General features: G+C 67.0%; 19 protein-coding genes. 8 read left to right on the top strand and 11 right to left on the bottom strand.

Going from position 1 to position 17,949, the window contains the following annotated elements; genetic code table 11:
• Positions 1–165: 165 nt before the first annotated feature.
• The 6 genes from OVA06_RS02065 (at position 166) to OVA06_RS02040 (ending at position 6,239) form a co-directional block, all read left to right on the top strand.
• Positions 166–1,266 carry an ABC transporter substrate-binding protein gene (locus OVA06_RS02065; protein WP_268155956.1) on the top strand — a complete coding sequence of 367 codons (1,101 nt, stop codon included), beginning with the start codon at positions 166–168 and terminating at the stop codon, positions 1,264–1,266.
• The gene (locus OVA06_RS02060; protein ID WP_268155954.1) at positions 1,263–2,120 is read left to right on the top strand and encodes an ABC transporter permease; all 858 of its coding nucleotides are present in this window, start codon (positions 1,263–1,265) and stop codon (positions 2,118–2,120) included. Before OVA06_RS02065 ends, OVA06_RS02060 begins: the two co-directional genes overlap by 4 nt.
• The gene (locus OVA06_RS02055; RefSeq protein WP_268155952.1) at positions 2,096–2,917 is read left to right on the top strand and encodes an ABC transporter ATP-binding protein; all 822 of its coding nucleotides are present in this window, start codon (positions 2,096–2,098) and stop codon (positions 2,915–2,917) included. Before OVA06_RS02060 ends, OVA06_RS02055 begins: the two co-directional genes overlap by 25 nt.
• A gap of 24 nt (positions 2,918–2,941) precedes the next feature.
• The gene (locus OVA06_RS02050) at positions 2,942–4,321 is read left to right on the top strand and encodes an LLM class flavin-dependent oxidoreductase (RefSeq protein WP_268155950.1); all 1,380 of its coding nucleotides are present in this window, start codon (positions 2,942–2,944) and stop codon (positions 4,319–4,321) included.
• Positions 4,321–5,715, top strand: a complete 1,395-nt coding sequence (locus OVA06_RS02045) for an LLM class flavin-dependent oxidoreductase (protein WP_268155948.1) — start codon at positions 4,321–4,323, stop codon at positions 5,713–5,715. The genes OVA06_RS02050 and OVA06_RS02045 overlap by 1 nt, the downstream gene beginning before the upstream one ends.
• A gap of 101 nt (positions 5,716–5,816) precedes the next feature.
• A complete protein-coding gene (locus OVA06_RS02040; protein ID WP_056077786.1) occupies positions 5,817–6,239 on the top strand; it encodes a universal stress protein in 423 nt (140 codons plus the stop codon).
• A 73-nt stretch (positions 6,240–6,312) separates the two neighbouring features.
• On the opposite strand, the gene OVA06_RS02035 is transcribed toward OVA06_RS02040, so the two are convergent.
• The 4 genes from OVA06_RS02035 to OVA06_RS02020 form a co-directional block, all read right to left on the bottom strand.
• The gene (locus tag OVA06_RS02035; protein ID WP_268155946.1) at positions 6,313–6,708 is read right to left on the bottom strand and encodes a (R)-mandelonitrile lyase; all 396 of its coding nucleotides are present in this window, start codon (positions 6,706–6,708) and stop codon (positions 6,313–6,315) included.
• Between the two features lie 44 nt (positions 6,709–6,752).
• Positions 6,753–7,988 carry an MFS transporter gene (locus tag OVA06_RS02030; RefSeq protein ID WP_442793508.1) on the bottom strand — a complete coding sequence of 412 codons (1,236 nt, stop codon included), beginning with the start codon at positions 7,986–7,988 and terminating at the stop codon, positions 6,753–6,755.
• Between the two features lie 118 nt (positions 7,989–8,106).
• A complete protein-coding gene (locus OVA06_RS02025) occupies positions 8,107–9,006 on the bottom strand; it encodes a DUF817 domain-containing protein (RefSeq protein WP_268155942.1) in 900 nt (299 codons plus the stop codon).
• Positions 8,999–9,805 carry an oxygenase MpaB family protein gene (locus OVA06_RS02020; protein ID WP_235501465.1) on the bottom strand — a complete coding sequence of 269 codons (807 nt, stop codon included), beginning with the start codon at positions 9,803–9,805 and terminating at the stop codon, positions 8,999–9,001. The genes OVA06_RS02025 and OVA06_RS02020 overlap by 8 nt, the downstream gene beginning before the upstream one ends.
• A gap of 206 nt (positions 9,806–10,011) precedes the next feature.
• Here OVA06_RS02020 and OVA06_RS02015 point away from each other — a divergent pair, with 206 nt between their 5' ends.
• Positions 10,012–10,425, top strand: a complete 414-nt coding sequence (locus tag OVA06_RS02015; protein ID WP_056077799.1) for an Hpt domain-containing protein — start codon at positions 10,012–10,014, stop codon at positions 10,423–10,425.
• Here OVA06_RS02015 and OVA06_RS02010 read toward each other — a convergent pair.
• From OVA06_RS02010 to OVA06_RS01980, 7 genes are all read right to left on the bottom strand, one after another.
• Positions 10,419–10,562: a hypothetical protein gene (locus OVA06_RS02010; protein ID WP_268155939.1), complete on the bottom strand. Its 144-nt coding sequence runs from the start codon at positions 10,560–10,562 to the stop codon at positions 10,419–10,421. The genes OVA06_RS02015 and OVA06_RS02010 overlap by 7 nt on opposite strands.
• A 208-nt stretch (positions 10,563–10,770) precedes the next feature.
• Positions 10,771–11,166: a hypothetical protein gene (locus OVA06_RS02005; protein ID WP_268155937.1), complete on the bottom strand. Its 396-nt coding sequence runs from the start codon at positions 11,164–11,166 to the stop codon at positions 10,771–10,773.
• Positions 11,167–11,174: 8 nt separating this feature from the next.
• Positions 11,175–11,627, bottom strand: a complete 453-nt coding sequence (locus tag OVA06_RS02000; protein ID WP_156368356.1) for a hypothetical protein — start codon at positions 11,625–11,627, stop codon at positions 11,175–11,177.
• A gap of 289 nt (positions 11,628–11,916) precedes the next feature.
• On the bottom strand, positions 11,917–12,399 hold the full coding sequence (locus tag OVA06_RS01995) for a hypothetical protein (RefSeq protein WP_268155934.1): 483 nt from the start codon (positions 12,397–12,399) through the stop codon (positions 11,917–11,919).
• Between the two features lie 173 nt (positions 12,400–12,572).
• Positions 12,573–13,346 (bottom strand): SAM-dependent methyltransferase, encoded by a 774-nt coding sequence (locus OVA06_RS01990; RefSeq protein ID WP_268155932.1) that lies wholly within the window; start codon positions 13,344–13,346, stop codon positions 12,573–12,575.
• 158 nt (positions 13,347–13,504) lie between these two features.
• Positions 13,505–14,452 (bottom strand): polysaccharide deacetylase family protein, encoded by a 948-nt coding sequence (locus OVA06_RS01985; protein ID WP_268155930.1) that lies wholly within the window; start codon positions 14,450–14,452, stop codon positions 13,505–13,507.
• Positions 14,453–14,519: 67 nt separating this feature from the next.
• Complete coding sequence (locus OVA06_RS01980) at positions 14,520–16,079, bottom strand: purine-cytosine permease family protein (protein ID WP_268155928.1); 1,560 nt, start codon at positions 16,077–16,079, stop codon at positions 14,520–14,522.
• Positions 16,080–16,187: 108 nt separating this feature from the next.
• Between OVA06_RS01980 and OVA06_RS01975 the strand changes: the two genes are divergently transcribed.
• Entirely contained in the window at positions 16,188–17,936 is a 1,749-nt protein-coding gene (locus OVA06_RS01975; RefSeq protein WP_268155926.1) for a PucR family transcriptional regulator, read from the top strand.
• Positions 17,937–17,949 lie beyond the last annotated feature (13 nt).

The raw sequence follows: 17,949 nt of genomic DNA, 5'->3' as shown, positions 1-17,949 counted from the left end.
GCTAGCTTCGGCCGCAGCCCACAGATTTCCTTGCAGCGGGGGCCGGCGCGTCGGGCCTGATTCGCCCGACGCCGGCACTCCCCTTTAACCCCATTCCCGCCTTCCGGGCCACGAGCCTTAGCCTGCCCTGCCCGGATTCGCCCGCATTCCTCCCGAAAGGCACCCATGTCCTTCGCAGCATCCTCCCCACCCCCTTTCACCCGGCGCCGTGCGCTCGGGGCACTCCTGGCGATTCCCGCCGTCGGGCTCCTTACGGCCTGCGGCGGTTCCGCCACCGCCGGCGGCGAGCGGATCAGCCAGGAAGCCCTCGCCCCGCTGGCGTCATCGGTACCGCCCGGCACCACCATCACGGTGGGCGACCCCAGCATCCGCGTGGCATTGGAACTCTCCGGCCTGAACAAGGAACTGGCCGGCATCAACGTGGAGTTCGCCAACCTCTCCGGCGGGCCACAAACCACCGAAGCGTTCCGGGCCAATGCCCTGGACGTCGGCTCGGTGGCCGATATCCCGCCCATCCACGCCACCTGGACCGGCCTTGACGTGCGCATCATCGCCGCCGTCTACCGCCAGGACGCCGTGAACCACCCCATCTACGAACTCGGCGTCGCGCCCGGAGCCGGGATCACGAAGCTGGAGGACCTGCGCGGCAAGAAGGTGGCGTACAGCCCCGGCCAGGCACAGGGCGCCCTGGTCCTGCGCATCCTGGACAAGGCCGGCCTCAAGCAAGAGGACGTGAAGCTCGTGGAACTGCCCAGCACCGGCGACGCCTACGCCTCCGCGCTGTCCAGCAAGCAGGTGGACGCCGCACCGCTGGGCGGAGTCCAGATCAAGCGCTACCTCGCCAAATACTCGGCCGACGGCGCCAGCACCCTCCGCCACGGCCTGCGGGATGACCCCGGCCACCTCTACTCCCCCGCCGGCGTCCTGGCCGACCCCGCCAAGGCAGCGGCACTGGCCAAGTATGTGGAGGTGTGGGGCAAGGCCCAGCGCTGGGTGGAAGACCACCCGGAGGAATGGCTGGCCGGCTACTACGTCAAGGACCAGGGCCTGTCCCGCGAGGACGGCCAGTACCTGATCGAAGCCACCGGAAAACGGGACATCCCCACCTCGTGGACCGAGGCAATCGAACGCCACCAGCAGACCATCGACCTGCTGTCCCGCGAACAGAAGAAGCCGCAACTGAAGGCCACGGACCTCTACGACACCCGGTTCGAGGCCATCGGCGGCACGTCCTTCGCCGCGGCCGCCACGGCAGGTGCCGCGTGAGCGCCGTACTGGACCGTCCCGCCGTCGAACCCCACCTGGACCCGGACCTCCATAAGCGTGACGACGTCCGGCCCACCGGCAAGCGGCTGGGCCCGGGCAGGCGCCGCCGGCTCGCCTGGCTGCTCGGCCCCGGAGCGCTGCTGGCACTCTGGACCGTCACGTCCGCCACCGGCATCCTCGATCCACGCATCCTCTCCGAACCCTGGACCGTGGTGGCCACCGCAGGGGAGCTGATCGCCGACGGCCGGCTCCAGGAGAACCTCGCCATCTCCGCCCAGCGCGCGGGCCTGGGACTGTTCTTCGGAATCGTTGTCGGCGCAACCCTGGCACTCCTGGCCGGGCTGAGCCGGATCGGCGAAGCACTGATCGATGGCCCCGTGCAGATCAAGCGCGCCATCCCCGGCCTGGCCCTGATCCCGCTGCTGATCCTGTGGTTCGGCATCGACGAGACCATGAAGGTCCTCACCATCACTTTGGGCGTGTTCGTCCCGATCTACCTGCAGACCCACGCCGGGCTGCGCGGCATCGACCTGCGCTACGTGGAACTGGCACAGACCGTTGGCCTGAGCCGGACCGGCTTCATCCGCAAGGTGGTACTCCCCGGCGCCCTGCCCGGGTTCTTCCTGGGCCTGCGCTTCGCGGTCACCGGCGCGTGGGTGTCCCTGGTGGTGGTGGAACAGATCAACGCCACCAGCGGCATCGGCTACATGATGGAGCTCGCCCGCACCTACGGCCAAACCAACATCATCGTCCTCGGCCTGGCTGTCTACGGCATCCTTGGCCTGCTCTCCGACGGCATTGTCCGCTTCATCGAACGAAAGGCCCTCTCATGGCAGCGCACCCTGGCGGGCTGACCGCCGTCGCATCCCGTCCGCTCACCAACCCCTCCGCGGACGCCGCCAAGGCCGCGGTGTCCGTGCGGGACGTGGTCCGCAGTTTCGGGCCCAAAGGCGTCCTGAACGGCGTGGACCTGGACATCGCACCCGGCGAATTCGTGGCACTCCTTGGACCCAGCGGCTGCGGCAAGAGCACCCTGCTCCGCGCCCTGGCAGGGCTGGACCACGACGTCCGCGGCAGCGGCGTCATCAGCGTCCCGGACCGGGTATCAGTGGTGTTCCAGGACTCCCGGCTGCTGCCGTGGGACACGGTCCTGGGCAACGTCACCCTTGGGTTGAGGGAGCACGACGCCGAGAGCCGGGCACGCCGGGCCCTCGCCGAGGTGGGGCTCGCCGGCCGCGAAAAAGCCTGGCCGCACGAGTTGTCCGGCGGTGAGCAGCAGCGCGTTGCCCTGGCACGGTCCCTGGTCCGTGAGCCGCAGCTCCTGCTGGCAGACGAACCGTTCGGCGCCCTCGACGCGCTGACCCGGATCAGGATGCACGGCCTGCTCCAGGACCTCGTGGCCGCGCACCGGCCGGCGGTCCTGCTGGTCACCCACGACGTGGACGAGGCCATCGCCCTGGCGGACCGGATCGTGGTGCTGGACCACGGGCGCATCGCCACCGTGCGCACTGTTGCACCGGGGATCGCTTCGTCAGCCGATGCCGCCGGCCACGAAGCCCTCCGCCGCGACCTGCTCACCGCCCTGGGCGTCGAAGCCCCGCACGCCCCGGAACCCGTCCACCCCGCCCAGCCCGCCGCCGTCCGCCGCTAACCCAAAACTTTCCAAGGAGCCTTCATGAGCAGCACGCCCACTGAACCGCAGCGCCACCTCCACCTCAACGCCTTCCTCATGAGCACCGGCCACCACGAGGCCTCCTGGCGGCTGCCGGGAAGCGACCCGCAGGCCAGCACCGACGTGGAGCACTACAAGAACCTCGCCCGCACCGCCGAACGCGGCCGGCTGGACTCGATCTTCTTCGCCGACTCCCCCGTCCTGTTCGGCGAGGTGGGCCGCCGCCCCGCGGGCAAGCTCGAGCCCACAGTGCTCCTCACCGCCATCGCCGGCGCCACGGAGCGGATCGGGCTGATCGCTACCGCCTCCACCACCTACAACGAGCCGTTCAACCTGGCCCGCCGCTTCGCTTCGGTGGACTGGGCCAGCGGCGGACGGGCCGGCTGGAACGTGGTGACCACGGCCGGGCCGGACGCTGCCCGCAACTTCGGCGTGGACGATCAGCCCGCCCACGCCGTCCGGTACGAGCGTGCCGGCGAGTTCATCGAGGTGGCGCAGAAGCTGTGGGACAGCTGGCAGGACGATGCCGTCCTGGCCGACAAGGAAGAGGGCGTGTGGGGCGACGCGGACAGGATCCGCACCGTGGACCACGAGGGCAAACACTTCAAGGTCCGCGGACCGCTCAACGTGCCCCGCTCCCCGCAGGGCCATCCGCTGATCGTGCAGGCAGGCTCGTCTGAAGACGGCAAGGACCTCGCCGCGAAATACGCGGACGCTGTGTTCACCGCGCACCAGACCCTTGCCGACGCGCAGGAGTTCTACCGCGACCTCAAGGCCCGCACCGCCGCTGCCGGCCGCAACCCGGAAACCATCAAGATCCTCCCCGGGATCGTGCCCGTCATCGGCGCCACCGTGGAGGAAGCCCTGGAGCTGGAACGCGAACTGGACCGGCTGATCAAGCCCGAGTACGCCCGGATCCAGCTCGCCAAGACCCTGCGGGTGGAGCCGGAAGACCTGCCGCTGGACCGCCAGCTGCCGGACAACCTGCCCAGCGAGGACGAGATCGAGGGCGCCAAGAGCCGCTACACGCTGATCGTGCAGCTGGCCCGCCGCGAGCAGCTCACCGTCCGGCAGCTGATTGGCCGGCTGGGCGGCGGCCGCGGGCACCGCACGTTCACGGGCACCCCGGCGCAGGTGGCGGACGCCATCCAGGAATGGTTCGACGGCGGCGCGGCGGACGGGTTCAACATCATGCCGCCGGTGCTCCCCTCCGGGCTGGAAACGTTCGTGGACCAGGTGGTGCCCATCCTCCAGGAGCGCGGGCTGTTCCGCACCGAGTACACCGGACGGACACTCCGGGAGCACTACGGCCTTTCCCGCCCGGAGAACCAGTACGCCCATGCGGCCGCTCCGGAACTCGCATCGATCGGCTCCGCGTTCTGATGGGCCGGCAGCTGAAACTCAACCTGTTCATCTATCCGGGCGGCCACCACGAGGCCGCGTGGCGGCACCCGAAGTCCCACACCGACCGGCTGCTGGACATCCGGTTCTACCAGGAGCTGGCGCAGCGGGCCGAGGCCGCCAAGCTGGATGCGGTGTTCTACGCGGACGGCCCGGCGCTGGAAAGCAATGTCCAGTTCGCCACCCGGTTCCGGATCGAACCGTTCACCTGGCTGTCCGCGATTGCGGTGGCCACGGAGCGGATCGGCCTGATCGGCACGGCCAGCACCACCTACCTGGAGCCGTACAACGCGGCCCGGCTGTTCGCCTCGCTGGACCACCTCAGCAACGGCCGCGCCGGCTGGAACATCGTGACCACCGGCGCGGAACGGGCGGCGCAGAACTTCGGGCTGGATGAGCACCCGCCGCACGCTGAACGCTACGACCGGGCTGACGACTTTGTCCGCGTGGTGGGCAAGCTCTGGGACAGCTGGGAGGACGACGCAGTAGTGGCCGACGCCGGCACGGGAGTTTTCGCCGACACGTCACGGATCCATCCGGTAGAGCATGAGGGCAGGTACTTCCGCGTGGCAGGACCCCTGAACACGCCGCGCTCCCCGCAGGGCCGCCCGGTCTACGTGCAGGCTGGATCGTCCGAGGACGGCAAGGCGTTCGCCGCCGAACACGCGGAGGCGGTGTTCACGGCCCACCAGACCCTGGACAGCGCGCAGGAGTTCTACGCGGACATCAAAGCCCGGGCGGCGGCGTTCGGCCGGGACCCCGGCCAGCTCCTGGTGCTGCCCGGCATCAGCCCGTACCTGGGCTCCACCGAAGCCGAAGCGAAAGCGCTGAAGCAGGAGTTTGACGAGCTCACCCAGCCCGAATACGGGCTGGGGATCCTGCGGAAGCTGCTGGGCATCGACCTGGACGGGGTGCCGCTGGACGGGCCGTTCCCGCCGGAACTGCTGGCCACCGCGGGTAAGGCGGGCAGCCGCAGCCAGCTGGTGATGGACATCATCCGCCGCGAAAACCTCACCGTCCGCCAGGTGCTGCACCGCTTCGCCGGCGCCCGCGGACACTACGTTTTTGCCGGGACTCCTGTTCAGGTGGCGGACGAGATCCAGCGCTGGTTCGAGGGAGGCGCCGCGGACGGGTTCAACATCATGCCGCCGTGGCTGCCCGGGGGCTTCGATGCGTTCGCTGACGAGGTGGTCCCCATCCTGCAGTCCCGCGGCCTGTTCCGCACCGAATACTCCGGATGGACGCTGCGTGAGCACTTCGGCCTGGCCCGCCCCGCAAGCCAGTACAGCCGGGGCCGGCACACCCCGGGCCAGCCCGGCGCCGTCCAGCGGAGCCAGCACGTTCCCGGCGAGCCGCTGCTGGCAGCAAACACCTGACCGGACACCGCAGCCCCGGTTCCCTGTGCCGCCGCCGCATCCGCTGGCCCCTCCCTTAGACTGGCCCCTTGACGGTATTGCCCCCGAGTGAAGGAGCCCCCATGAGTGGAGTAGTCGTTGTAGGCGTGGATGCCAGTGCATCTGCGCGGAAAGCTGCGGAAGTGGCACTGGACCTGGCCGAGTCGCTCGGAGCGTCGCTGCACGTGGTGACCGGGTTCGAGTCGGAGAGCGCCGAGACCTTCGGTTCGGGCTCCGACCAGGTGACTGTTTTCCGGGGTGACAGCGCCCAGCATGTTGCCGAATCCCTGGGCGCGTCCAGGCCTGGAGTGGAGGTCACCCACTTCGCTTCCCGCGGAAAGCCGGCCGACTCGCTCATCAAGGAAGCCATCCGCCTGGATGCCCGGCTGATCGTGGTGGGCAACCGCAGGATGCGCGGCATCGGCCGGCTCCTGGGCAGCGTGGCCAACAGCGTGGCGCACAACGCCCCGTGCGATGTGTACATCGCCAACACCTACGAGGACTAAGGCACTACCCGCACAACGTGAAGCGTACGACGGCGGAACTTCCCGCCGTCGTCCGCTTTCGTTTGCCGGCCGGTCAGGCCAGGTACTCGTCGTCGGTGACGTGGTCGAGCCAGGTGACCACCTGCCCGTTCCCGTCAGCTTCCTGCATGGCCACATGCGCCATGAACCGGTCCGGGGTGGCTCCGTGCCAGTGCTCCTCGCCGGGCTCGATGTAGACGACGTCACCGGGACGGATTTCCTGGACCTCCCCACCGCGCCGGGCCACCAGACCGATTCCGTCGGTCACGTACAGGGTCTGGCCCTTGGGGTGGTGGTGCCAGGCGGTGCGGGCCCCCGGGGCGAACCGGACGTGGGCACAGCCGATGGCTGACTGGTCGTCAGGGTTCCGGATGCCGTCGATCTGCACCGTTCCGGTGAACCAATCCTTCGGTCCGGCCCCGGTCTGGCCGCCGCTCTTGGTGAACTTCACTTTTTCCTCCTTGTATTCCGGATTAATCGAAAGTCTTGGACGGGTCAGCCGGCCCGTCCTCCCGCCCGCGAGGCCTGGAACGCCAATGCCGCCGCAACTGCAAGAACCGCTGCACTCACCAGGAACGTCCCGCGATGGCCAGTGGCATCGAACAGCACCCCGCCCAGCATGGATCCGATGGCGATGGAGGTCTGGACAACGGCGACCATCAGGCCGCCGCCTGCCTCGGCGTCGTGCGGCATGGCCTTGGCAACCCAGCTCCACCAGCCCACGGGCGCGGCGGTGGCCAGGAGTCCCCACAGCCCCAGGAGGACCACGACGGCGGCGATCCACCCGCCGGTCGGAACAAGGGCTGCGGCAATGACTGCCATCAGCACCGGAATGGCAACCAGCGTCCTGTACAGGCCCGTGCCCAGGAAGCGCCCGATCAGCATCGTGCCGGCGAATCCGGCCACACCGATCACCAGCAGCACCAGGGACACCGTGGCTACGCCGGCCAGGGTCACCGTTTCGAGGAACGGCCGAACGTAGGTAAACAGGATGAACTGACCCATGAAGAAGGCCCCGCAGGCTGCCATCCCCCAGGCGACAGGTCCGCTCCTGAGCGCCTGGAAGATTCCGAAAACGCGCACAGTTTTGAGGGGCCGCTCTTCAATCTTCATGGCGGGAAGGCTGATCCACTGCCAGGCCAGGGCGATCAGAGCCACCGGCACAAGGCAGAAGAACGCGCCGCGCCAGCCCATAAGGGTCCCAAGGTAGCTTCCCAGTGGGGCGGCCAGCACCGTGGCCAGGGCGTTGCCGCCGTTGAAAATGGCCAGGGCACGCGCCACCTGGTGGGCCGGCACCAGGCGCATCGCGGTAGCCGCCGACATGGACCAGAATCCACCGATCACAACGCCAATCAGCGCGCGGCCAACCATGAACAGCAGGTACCCGGGCGCAAGGGCCACCAAGGCTCCGGACACCGACATCAACGCTGTCAGCCCAAGGAGCAGGGTTTTCCGGTTCATGGTGCCCGCCAGCGCAGACACGGACAGGCTGGTCAGTACGGCGAACAGGCCCGAGATGGCGATGCCCTGCCCCACCATGCCTTCCGAAACCTGGAGGTCGGCCGCCATCGGGGTGAGCAGGCTGACGGGCATGAATTCGGAGGCGATCAGCGCGAAGACGCACAGCGACATCGCATAGACGCCTCCCCAGCGCGCGGGGTGGTCTTCGCGGCGGTCTGCAGTGCCGGGCTTACTGGTATCGACAGGTGTTTCTAGGGCCATGGTTTCCATCAAACAGCCCCTGCGGAATCCTAGCGAGGGCCCTGCCTAAACGGGTTACGGCAGTGCCCCTCTGCACGGGAGGGTCCTGCCGCGGCAACGTCGCCTCGGTCTTCTCCCAGGCGTCCCCTCAACCGGGCAGCTTTGACCGTGCCCGGACATCCCGGCGTCGTCCGCTTTCTTCTTCCGGGGGTGCCGGCTTGTAGACCCAGGCCACCAGCACTACGGAGATGATCATCAGCAGGAACCAGGCCACGAGTTTCTCCAGGCCCACCGGGTGCCAGCCCGCTATTTGGCTGGGATAGAGCCACGCACCGGACCAGGTGGCGATGTTCTCGGCGATCCAGATGAACAGCGCCACCAGCAGGAACGAGACCACCAGCGGCATCCGGAACTGCCGCCGGAACACCCGGAAGTGCATCACGCAGCGGCCGAAGACCACCACGACGGCGGCGAGCAGCACCCAGCGCAGGTCCCAGATGTAGTGGTGGCTGAAGAAGTTGACGTAGATGGCCGCGGCCACGATTGCGGTGATCCACCTGCGTGGGTAGTTGGCGAACCGGAGGTCGAAGAGCCGGTAGACGCGGACCATGTAGGAACCCACGGCCGCGTACATGAAGCCGCTGAAGAGGGGCACGGCGCCGATCCGCAGCACGCCCTCGGCCTCGTAGGACCAGGAACCCACGTCCGTTTTGAACAGTTCCATGCAGGTCCCCACCAGGTGGAACAGCACGATGACCCGGAGTTCCTTCAGGGTTTCGAGTTTGAAGGCAACCATCAGGACCTGGATCACGACGGCGGCGAGGGTCAGGAAGTCGTTGCGGGCCAGCGCCGCGCTGTCCGGGTACCAGAGGCGGGCCGCCATGAGCACCGACAGGAGGGCCGCCCCGAAGATGCAGGCCCAGCCCTGTTTGAGGCCGAAAACCACGAACTCCGTGAGCCTGGCTTTGGCGCCGTTGGCCGGAGCGGTGGCGAGGAAGCGGCGGGCACTTTCATCGATCCGCTGCTCAACCGGGGTGGAACTACGCACTGACTCCCTGACGCTTGGCTGACCGGCTGTTCCTGCGGATGTCCTTGTCCAGCTCGCCCAGGAGGTAGTCCTTGAGCCCGTGCCGGATGCCCCGCGGGAGCCTTGGGTAGGTGAGTGACAGCATCCGCATGGTGCTGTTGAAGCGGCGCTCATGGCGGTCGTTCCACGGCAGGCCGAAGTCCTGGCGGATCCGGTCCGGCAGGAACCCTGCGGTGAGGAACCGGGCCGGCGGAATGATGGCCCGGTACCAGAGGGCGGTGTGCTTGGGGTAGAGCAGGCCGTGCGCCACCCGGATGCCGGCGGGTCCGGCCTGGAGGGTTGCCACCTGTTCGTCCCAGTAGCGGCCAAACGCGGCCCGGTCCTGCGGCCACATGCCCTCGGGAACCTGCAGGGCGGTGCCGAGCCGCGCATAGTCGCGGTACATCGCATCGGCCGTGCCGGCGTCGAGCGGGCCGTAGATCTTCTCGATGACGGTGCGGGCGGTGTCGTAGAGCGTGGCCACCACCCAGAGCTGGAGTTCGGGATCGTAGGCGCTGTAGCCGGGCGACTCCGCGGTGTCCGGGCGCCGGACCGGCACGTGGGCCCGGTTTACCCGGCGGCGGACTTCCTTTACCTGTTCGTCGGTGCCGTAGACGATGGCGTACACATAGGTGAGCGTGCCCTTGAGCCGGTTGACCGGGCGGCCCTCGAAGGTGCTGTGTTCCGCCACGCCGCGTCCCACGGCCGGGTTGGCGAGCTGCAGCAGCAGGGCACGGCCTGCCCCGGCGAGCATGATGCCCTCGCCGCCGAACTCAGCCATTTCCCGAACCATCCCAACAGGCTACCGGAGGTAAACAGCACTGTAAGCAGGGGTCGGTACCCGGAAATGCGAGTACCCACCACTCATGCGCTCCGGCCCCGCAGGCACGTACCGTCCGTTGAAAGTCCTGCCGCAGCATCGCGCAGGTATGCCGACAGCGGGAGGCGCATCATGGGCCGGCAGCGGGACGTGCGGGGTGGAGGACCGTGACGCAGGAAGACGGCTACGCCCTGCCGCTGCTGGACAAGGCGGTACTGGAACGGCTGCGCTCCGACCTGGACGACGACGAAGGCGTGTGGCAGGTCTTCATTCAGGATTTCATCGCCAACCTGCCGCACCGGATCCAGAAGGTACGCCTGACGTTCACCACCGGCGACGCCCCGGGTGCCCTCGATGCCATCCTGAGTTTGAAGACGTCCAGCCAGATGATCGGTGCGGAGCGGCTGGCCGGCCTGGCCCTGGAACTCGAGCGGGCGCTGCGCACCGCTGCCCGCGGCAACGGCTCGGCCACCGCACTCCCCCGGCTGGCGGCAGAGCACCTGCGGGGCATCAAGCAGTGCGCGGACCAGACCACCAACCTTCTGCGGGCACTGCTGGAGGACCGGCCCGGCGGTTACTGAATCGCGTCGGGCTGGCCGGCCAGCATCCCGTCGATCCGGTTCAGCAGGCCGGGCCAGCCGCTGCCCATCCCCTCGTAGGCGGTCCGGCCTTCCACGGGATGTTTCAAGCGGTGTTCAAGCCGGATGGCGTTGGTCATGGCGGGTCTCCTCGTCCGGGTTCTTACGAACGTGTTTAGCACGCCGGTACGACACCCGGCCCGCCCAAGCCGGCTGTTTAGCGGCCAGAACGCCGACTCAGCAGAAGGTTCCCGACGGCGGGATACGCCTTCTTCGCAGGCGCCTCGGCAGCGGGGACGGACATCAACGGAAAATGTGTCATAGTCCGCCCGGCATTCAATCGCAAAGCTACAGCAGTCCCAATGGTCCCGACCTCGTAGTGTGCTCAGGAACTAGGTTTACAAGATGTCGCGTCTGCCCGTAAGCGTCGAGGACGAGGACCATCATGGACGTAACCACCATCGCGAGAAGCGGTATCCAGAACGCGATCCGTCGCTTGGCGAGCATCACGATCGTGGCTATTGCCGCTGCGAGTGGGATGAGGAAGATCAGAACGTAGGCAGTCGTTGCCGCCCATTGCGGTATCGAACGGCTTCCGTCCATCCACTCGGACGCGCCGAGGGCGACAATCAAGAACTGCGCGACGGCCACGAACGGCTGCCCAACCAAGATGATGATTGAAAAGACGCGATCGATGATCGAGGGCTGTCTGGCACTCCGTTCATCGACCTGTGCTTTTTCCACTATTCGTCCTAACGCATTCTCGAAGTAGCTTTGAGCGGGCCTAAAGTGCTGCTGATGCGGGTACCCTGCTCAGTCGTGGCACCCATTACAAGCACACCAAACTCGAACCCTGAATACCGCGTCCGCCTAAACAGACCGGCCTTCGGTTCAGCGTGCGCACCGGGCCCGACTGCCGATACGAAGACATCGCTGTTCTCGTCACCACTGGCGATGAAGGTCACCCGGCGGTCGAATATCTCCGACTCGAAGCGGGCTCGTAGCTCAATGACGAACTCGCCACCGGCTTCCACATCTAGATGCAGAACACCTAAGTCGCCAAAGGCAACTTCGCCAGCGGACTTCAGAGTCCCGTCAGCCTGACGGACCGATATCGTCGCGCGACCTTCCCGAACCTTGCCATCTTTCACCCATGAGACGTCATCACGCGGATAACATCCCAAGGTCACCTCGTCTGCCTTCACGACACCCACCCCTTTCCAAAGCTATAGGGCACAACGTTACGACGATATTGGAGGGGACTGCCCCCGGTTGGGTTGACTCGTTCACCTATGCCGCACGGTGACCGAAGCGTCCGGTAAAGGATCCCTAAGCGGGCAGGACATTGTTATTTCCGAAACCTCTTACGGTATTGCAACGAAGAACCAGTTTGGATATGTCGGATCTGATGGAGCACTTTTCCGCCCATAGGGCCCGGACGGTCGCCAAAACTTTCCCACGCAAGATTAGAGCAACTCAGCGTCTTGAAACCCTTTATCGGTGCTGACGCAACTCGTATCCCGTTGCACCCCGAAGCATCCTGATCGCCCAAGGTGGCTCACCGGCAGGCTTGATTGGAACTGCAAGGTATTCCATCTCGTAGGCAGACGAAAGCGATTTACGGAATACGCGAGTGAACACCTCATTACTCAGCGACTCATAGAGAGCGTGTTCGAATGCATCACTTTGACCAAGTTCGGTGGTGAGGAACTTCGCCATCTCATGGTTAGCACCAGACATGAACTTCTTGGTCATGGCCTTTCCAGAAACCGCCAGCCCCACAGTCACTAACACCAGCACAAGGGCAAAAGGGATGAAACTCTGTGTGGCAAGCAAGACTGCTTCGATGACCACGAACAACAGAAGGATCAACACTGTTGGTATGTGCGCGGCGTTGCGTTTCTTGAGGATCTCGTCAGGGAGAAGCAACGTGACGTAGGGGCGGTCCGTTTTATCCTTTGAAGCCGCATCATCCATACCTGGCTACCTTACCGGCCGACCTGGGCGCACAAGGTCACAGCACCCAATGCTTAGCTGCCTACTCCTGCCGCTGTTCGGGCGTACGAGGTGCTGCGGTTCGACTACGCCACCGACCGTCCGGGGGTTGATGCGGCTTTACATCTGCCGCGCCGGGTCGGCCGCGCGAGCCCCTACGCTCTTAAGCAGAAATAAGCCATCCCGAGTACGCCCCGGTAGCCCTCTTCATACGCAGCGCGCTGTTCCTCATATCGCTGGCGGACGAGCTCCGCGGGGGGATGGTCATCATCATGTGCTTCCAGCCAACGGGTGAACCTGTCGCGATACCCGGCCTCGAAGACGTCCCACTCCTGAACGCTTGCCTGATCGTCGTCCACCACCTCGAAGCCGGCGGCGCGGATCTGCTCGCGTAACGCATCTCGCGTCAGGTACTCGTCGTCACGTCCAGCCAGAGGGGCGGTGGCAGCCGGATGAGGTGTTGCTGACCAGATCGCCTCGCCGTAGACGAGTCGGCCGCCGGGAAGCACCAGATCTCGAAGGGCGCGCAGTGCTGCGGCGTAGTCGAGCGGCTGCGCCTCCTCTACCGGCGGCCCCCAGATCTGGCTCGCACCGATACAGATGACAGCGTCTGCGGAGCGATCCTCTGCTTCCAGCCCGGGCACCGGCTCAAACGTCACCCTGTCGAGCAGCCCACGGGTCAAGGCCTGTTCCCTGGCTCGGTCGATGGACGCGGAAGAAACGTCCACTCCGCGTCCCCGTGCATGCGGTGCCGATCCCAAAACCCGAAGCAGCAGTTCACCCCATCCGCACCCCATGTCCAGAACCTCAGCCGGCGCCGGGTCGGACAGGAACGCCACAAGGTGTGCAGCCCGTTCCTCGGAGAGCGGGGTAAGCCAGGTCAGGGACTCGTAGAGGGGCGGCAATTCCAGCGAAGTACTGTCGGTCATCCCCAGATGTTCTCGCGACCCACAGAAGCGACGGCCTGTCCGTAAGCCGGCACAGCCAACGCTTGAAACCGGCACCCCGGCTGCCACCGGCTGGTCCGCAAACGCAAGCGGACGACGGCGGGAACCTCCCGCCGTCGTCCGCTGCTGTTTGGCTTGGCCTACTTCAGCGCCCCCTCCCGCACTGCCGCCGGCGTGAACGCTGCACCCGCACCGGGGAATACCGGCACGTCGATCCGGGCGTGGGTGTGGATTTCGGTGACCGAGGCCTTGGTGTGCCGCGCGATCTCCTCCATGGTGGTCACCCACATGCCGTCCAAGCCCTTCACCCGCTCGATGAGCTGTTCCAGGGCCACAGCCTTGGAGGGCCGGCCGGAGATAAACGGGTGGTTGGTGAGGACGAAGCAGCTGCCCTGCGAGTGGTGGGCTTCAGCCTCGAGCGTCCACATTTCGAGGACCTTGGCGGGGCTTTCGATGACGCCGCTGCCGGTGACGCCCGGGTAGAAGGCATACTGCTCCCAGTCGTCCAGCGTCCAGTCCACCGGGATCTCCACGATGTCCCGGGGATCATCGGCGGCGACGGCGAAGCGGTAGGGGGCGTCGCCGTCGAGCAGGCTCGAATCGTAAAGGAACCCGCGGTCCGCCAGCAGGCCCGGTGAATGCCAGTTCAGCTCCCACCACGGCGCCCGGTACCCCACCGGCCGGACCCCTGCCACCTTGGCCAGGGCTTCGAGGCCGCGGTCCATGTAGCCGGCCTCGGTAGCGGCGTCGATGCCCTGCATCGGCTCGTGCAGGTAGCCGTGGTGGCCCACCTCGTGCCCGCCGTCCACGATCTGCCGGACGATATCCGGGTAGGACTCCGCCGTGAAACCGGGGATGAAGAACGTGGCCCGGACGTCCTGGCGCTCCAGGATCTTCAGCAGCCGCGGCACCGCCACCTTGGGCCCGTAGGACTGGTGGGTCATCAGCGACATCCGCCGCGTGCTGGTGGGATCGTGGGCGATGGTGCAGGACTCGGCGTCTACGTCGAACGTGAAGGACGCTGCGGCCTTGAAGCCTTCAGGCCAGGTGATGGGGTGCAGGAGGTCCGCGATGGCGGGCTGGTTCACGATGGATTCCTTTCGGCGGGCGCCGTGCGCCCGCCTGTACAGCTGGGGTGTTGAGTGGAAGTGCGGGTCAGATGACCGGGAGGACTGCGGCGCTGTCCGGGTTTCCAGCGACTGCGGTCTTGGCGTCGGAGCCGGAGCCGGAGCCCGTGACGTAGCGGAGGTGGACCCGCGGGCCGAGGACCGCGTAGACGCCGGCGCTGGTGAGTCCGCCCGCCAGCCAGGAGAGGTCCCAGCCGCCCAGGGCCACGGCGATGGGGCCCTGCATGGCGGGTACCAGTCCGTACATGAACATCCAGGTGGCGAAGATGCCGGCCAGGAGCGAGGTGACGCCGGCCCAGTTGACGCCGGGCAGGCGGAGGGTGCCGATGCCATCGAAGAGCCGCTCGGCTCCGCCCGGCCAGCGCTTCTCCAGCCAGAAGTAGTGCACCAGCATGACGCCGCCCCAGGCAGCCACCCAGGCCACCAGGCCGATCAGCCAGGCGTCCAGCACCTCGGCGAAGTTCTCCTGGAAGATAAAGAAGACGACGGCGGCGAGGGAGAAGACGCCCACGAACAGGTTGAGTTTGCGGCGGCTGATGGTGATGTCCAGTGCCTGCGTGGCGACGGAGAAGGTGTAGATGTTCAGGATGTTGGTGGCGATGGGGCCGTGCAGCACCATCAGCAGGACCGGCAGCGCCAGGACGCCGAAGTTCTGGACGATCAGCTTTCCGGGGTCAACTTCGCCGCTGTTCGTGGCAAGGCTGGCGCCGAGGATGCCCAGCCAGACCACCGGGATGAACTGGCCCAGGACCGAGGCCAGGTAGACCTTCTTCTTGGGGACCGAGGTGCTCACGAAGCGGGAGTAGTCAGCGGCGTAGGTGAACCAGGTGATGCCCCAGCCGATGCCGATGGCGGTCATCACGGCGCTCATGGCGGCGATGCGTTCTGAGCCCTCGAGGATGTTGCCTGCGGGGCCGGCGTAGCCCCAGTCGATCTTCATGCCGAACCAGGCGACGGCGGACATGACCGCGAGGATGATGATGGTGGGCGGTACCGTCCACTTTTCGAAGGCGGCGATGGCTTTGTAGCCGAACCAGGCGATGGCAACCTGGGCAGCCATGATGGTGGTGGCCACGCCGATCTTCCAGGCGTAGTTGTGGGCTTCCGGGTCCACCCAGCCGAGCGTTCCGAAGAGGGCCATCACCAGGTCCAGGATGATCCAGGTGTTGACGGCGCACCACCCGATCACCAGCAGCGCCTGGATGGCGGCGGGGAGGTAGTTTCCGCGCCGGCCGAAGGCTGCGCGGGCCAGGACCATGCCGGTGGCTCCGGTTTTCTGGCCCAGCAGGACGAAGCAGCCGAAGAGCAGCATGCCGATCAGGTTGCCAAGGACAAGGACGGTGACGGTGTCCGCGAAGCCGAGTCCCAGGTGGATTCCGAGTGCTCCGAGTACCCAGTTGATGGGTGCCAGGTTGGCGCCGGCCCAGATCCAGAACTGGCCGGACACCTTGCGGGTGCGGGCGGATTCGGGGATGGGCTGGAGCCAGGCTTCGTGGTCGACGGTGGAGTGGTCTGTGGTGTGGTCTGTGTGGCCGTTTGCGTCAGAACCAGCGCGCCTTTGCGCTGAAGTTGAAAGCTTTTCTTGCATGGGGGCCTCCGTGAGGTGGATTTCGTACTTCCAAGGCTATGTGGCCCCAATCACAGTAAACAAGATACGATGTGTCGAACAGATTCCACTTCTACGTTACGGACCGTCGTGTCAGTGTCTCTTGGTGAAATACTCGCCCATCCAGCCCTCGCCGCAGCCGATCCCGTGGTCCATCCGCTGGGCACGGACACGTCCGCGCAGCCGGTCCGCTGGGTGCACTCGAGTGAAGTTCTGGACATCGCGCCGCTGCTGCGCGGCGGTGAGCTGCTGTTGTGCGGCGGCATCACCCTGGCCACAGCCACTCCCGCCAGGCGCGGCGATTACGTCCGTGAACTGGCCCAGCGCGGCATTGCTGCCCTGGCCATCGAGACCGGCGGCGTGCTTCCCGAGGTACCTTCCGACATGCTGGAAACGGCGGCCGAGTACGGTCTTCCGGTGGTGGAGCTGCGCAAGGTGGTGCCGTTCGTGGGCATCATGCAGGCCATCAATTCCATCCTGGTCAGCGAGTCTGCGGGGCACCTGCACCAGGCGGACGCCGCCACCCGGGCCATGGCCGCCGAGCTGGCCCACGGCGCGTCCCTGGACAAGATCCTTGGCGTCCTGGCCGGCATCACCGGGTCCGCGGTGCGCCTGGTCTCTCCATGGGGCATTGACCTGGGCAGCGCCCTGCCGGAGGGTTTGGACGCAGCGGAACGCGAAGCCGCGCACGACGCCGGCACGGACAGCGGCGGGCCAGCCGACGGCGGCGCGGGCAAGGGCGGCAGCGCGAAGCTCGACGAGGCTGCTGGCGGCAGCGCTGCTGGCGGCGGCGGGACATTCGACGCCGCCGGGACTCACATAGGAACGGACGGCGCCGGGGCGGACGCGGTCACCGAGACGCCGGACGTCACGGACGCGCCTGCAGCTCCCGACGCGCCCACCGGAACTGCAATGAGCGTGGACATTCCCGTGCGCGGCGTCCTGATGGGCAGGCTGGAGGTGTTGGTTCCGCACGGCGGGGACACGGCGCTGGCGCAGGTGGCCGGGGAACGCGCCGTCGACATCCTGGGCTTGGCTCTGCTGCAGCACACCCCGCCCGGCCTGCATGCCCAGGCCGGGGCCGAGCTCATGCGGGCCGTGCTCACGTCCGCACCCGAGTGGCGTCTGGAACAGCTGGCCCCGGGGGCAGGGTTTCCGCTTGATTCGCCGCTGGTGGTGGCCGCCGTGCATGCGGCGTCCCCGCAGGAAATGCGCGGGGCGATCGAGGCGTTCCTGGGTGCCGGCCGGATTCCCAGCGCCGCGTACCTGGACGACGCGGAACTGGTGGTGATGGCGGGACTCCCCTGCGCCGATACGGCCCGGGTGCGGCGCGAGCTGCTTGCTTCGCTGCAAGGACTGGAAGGCAACCACGACGCGGTCATTTCGGTGGGCCCGCTGGTTGACGGGGTGGCAGACGCCGCGTGGTCCCTGGCCGAGGCACGCCGTGCCCTGGATGTGCGCCAGGTGCGGCGCCGGAACGCCTCACCGCGCAGGCGGCCGCCGGCCCACGGCCTGGTGGTGCTCGACGCCGACGACGCAGCCGTGGAGAGCCTGGCGCTGACGGGGCTTGCGGCGTCGGACCGGGAGGCGTTCGTCAACCACCAGCTGCGTGCAGTCCTGCAGCATGATGCGCAGCGGCAGTCCCAGCTGATGGAAACGCTGCAGGTCTGGCTGGATTCGGGCTGCAACACGGCCCAGTCGGCCCGCGAACTGCACCTGGAGCGGCAGTCGATGCACCACCGGCTGCAGCGCATCTTCGATCTGTGCGGCGGCGATCCCCGCGGCACCGGGAGGCTGGCGGCGTTGCATCTCGCCGTGCGGATGGCCGGCCTGCCCTGACCCTCCGGCTGGC

It is taken from the genome of Pseudarthrobacter sp. SL88, from assembly GCF_026672455.1.
GTDB lineage: Bacteria > Actinomycetota > Actinomycetes > Actinomycetales > Micrococcaceae > Arthrobacter.
This window is presented reverse-complemented; position numbering and strand designations above follow the sequence as displayed.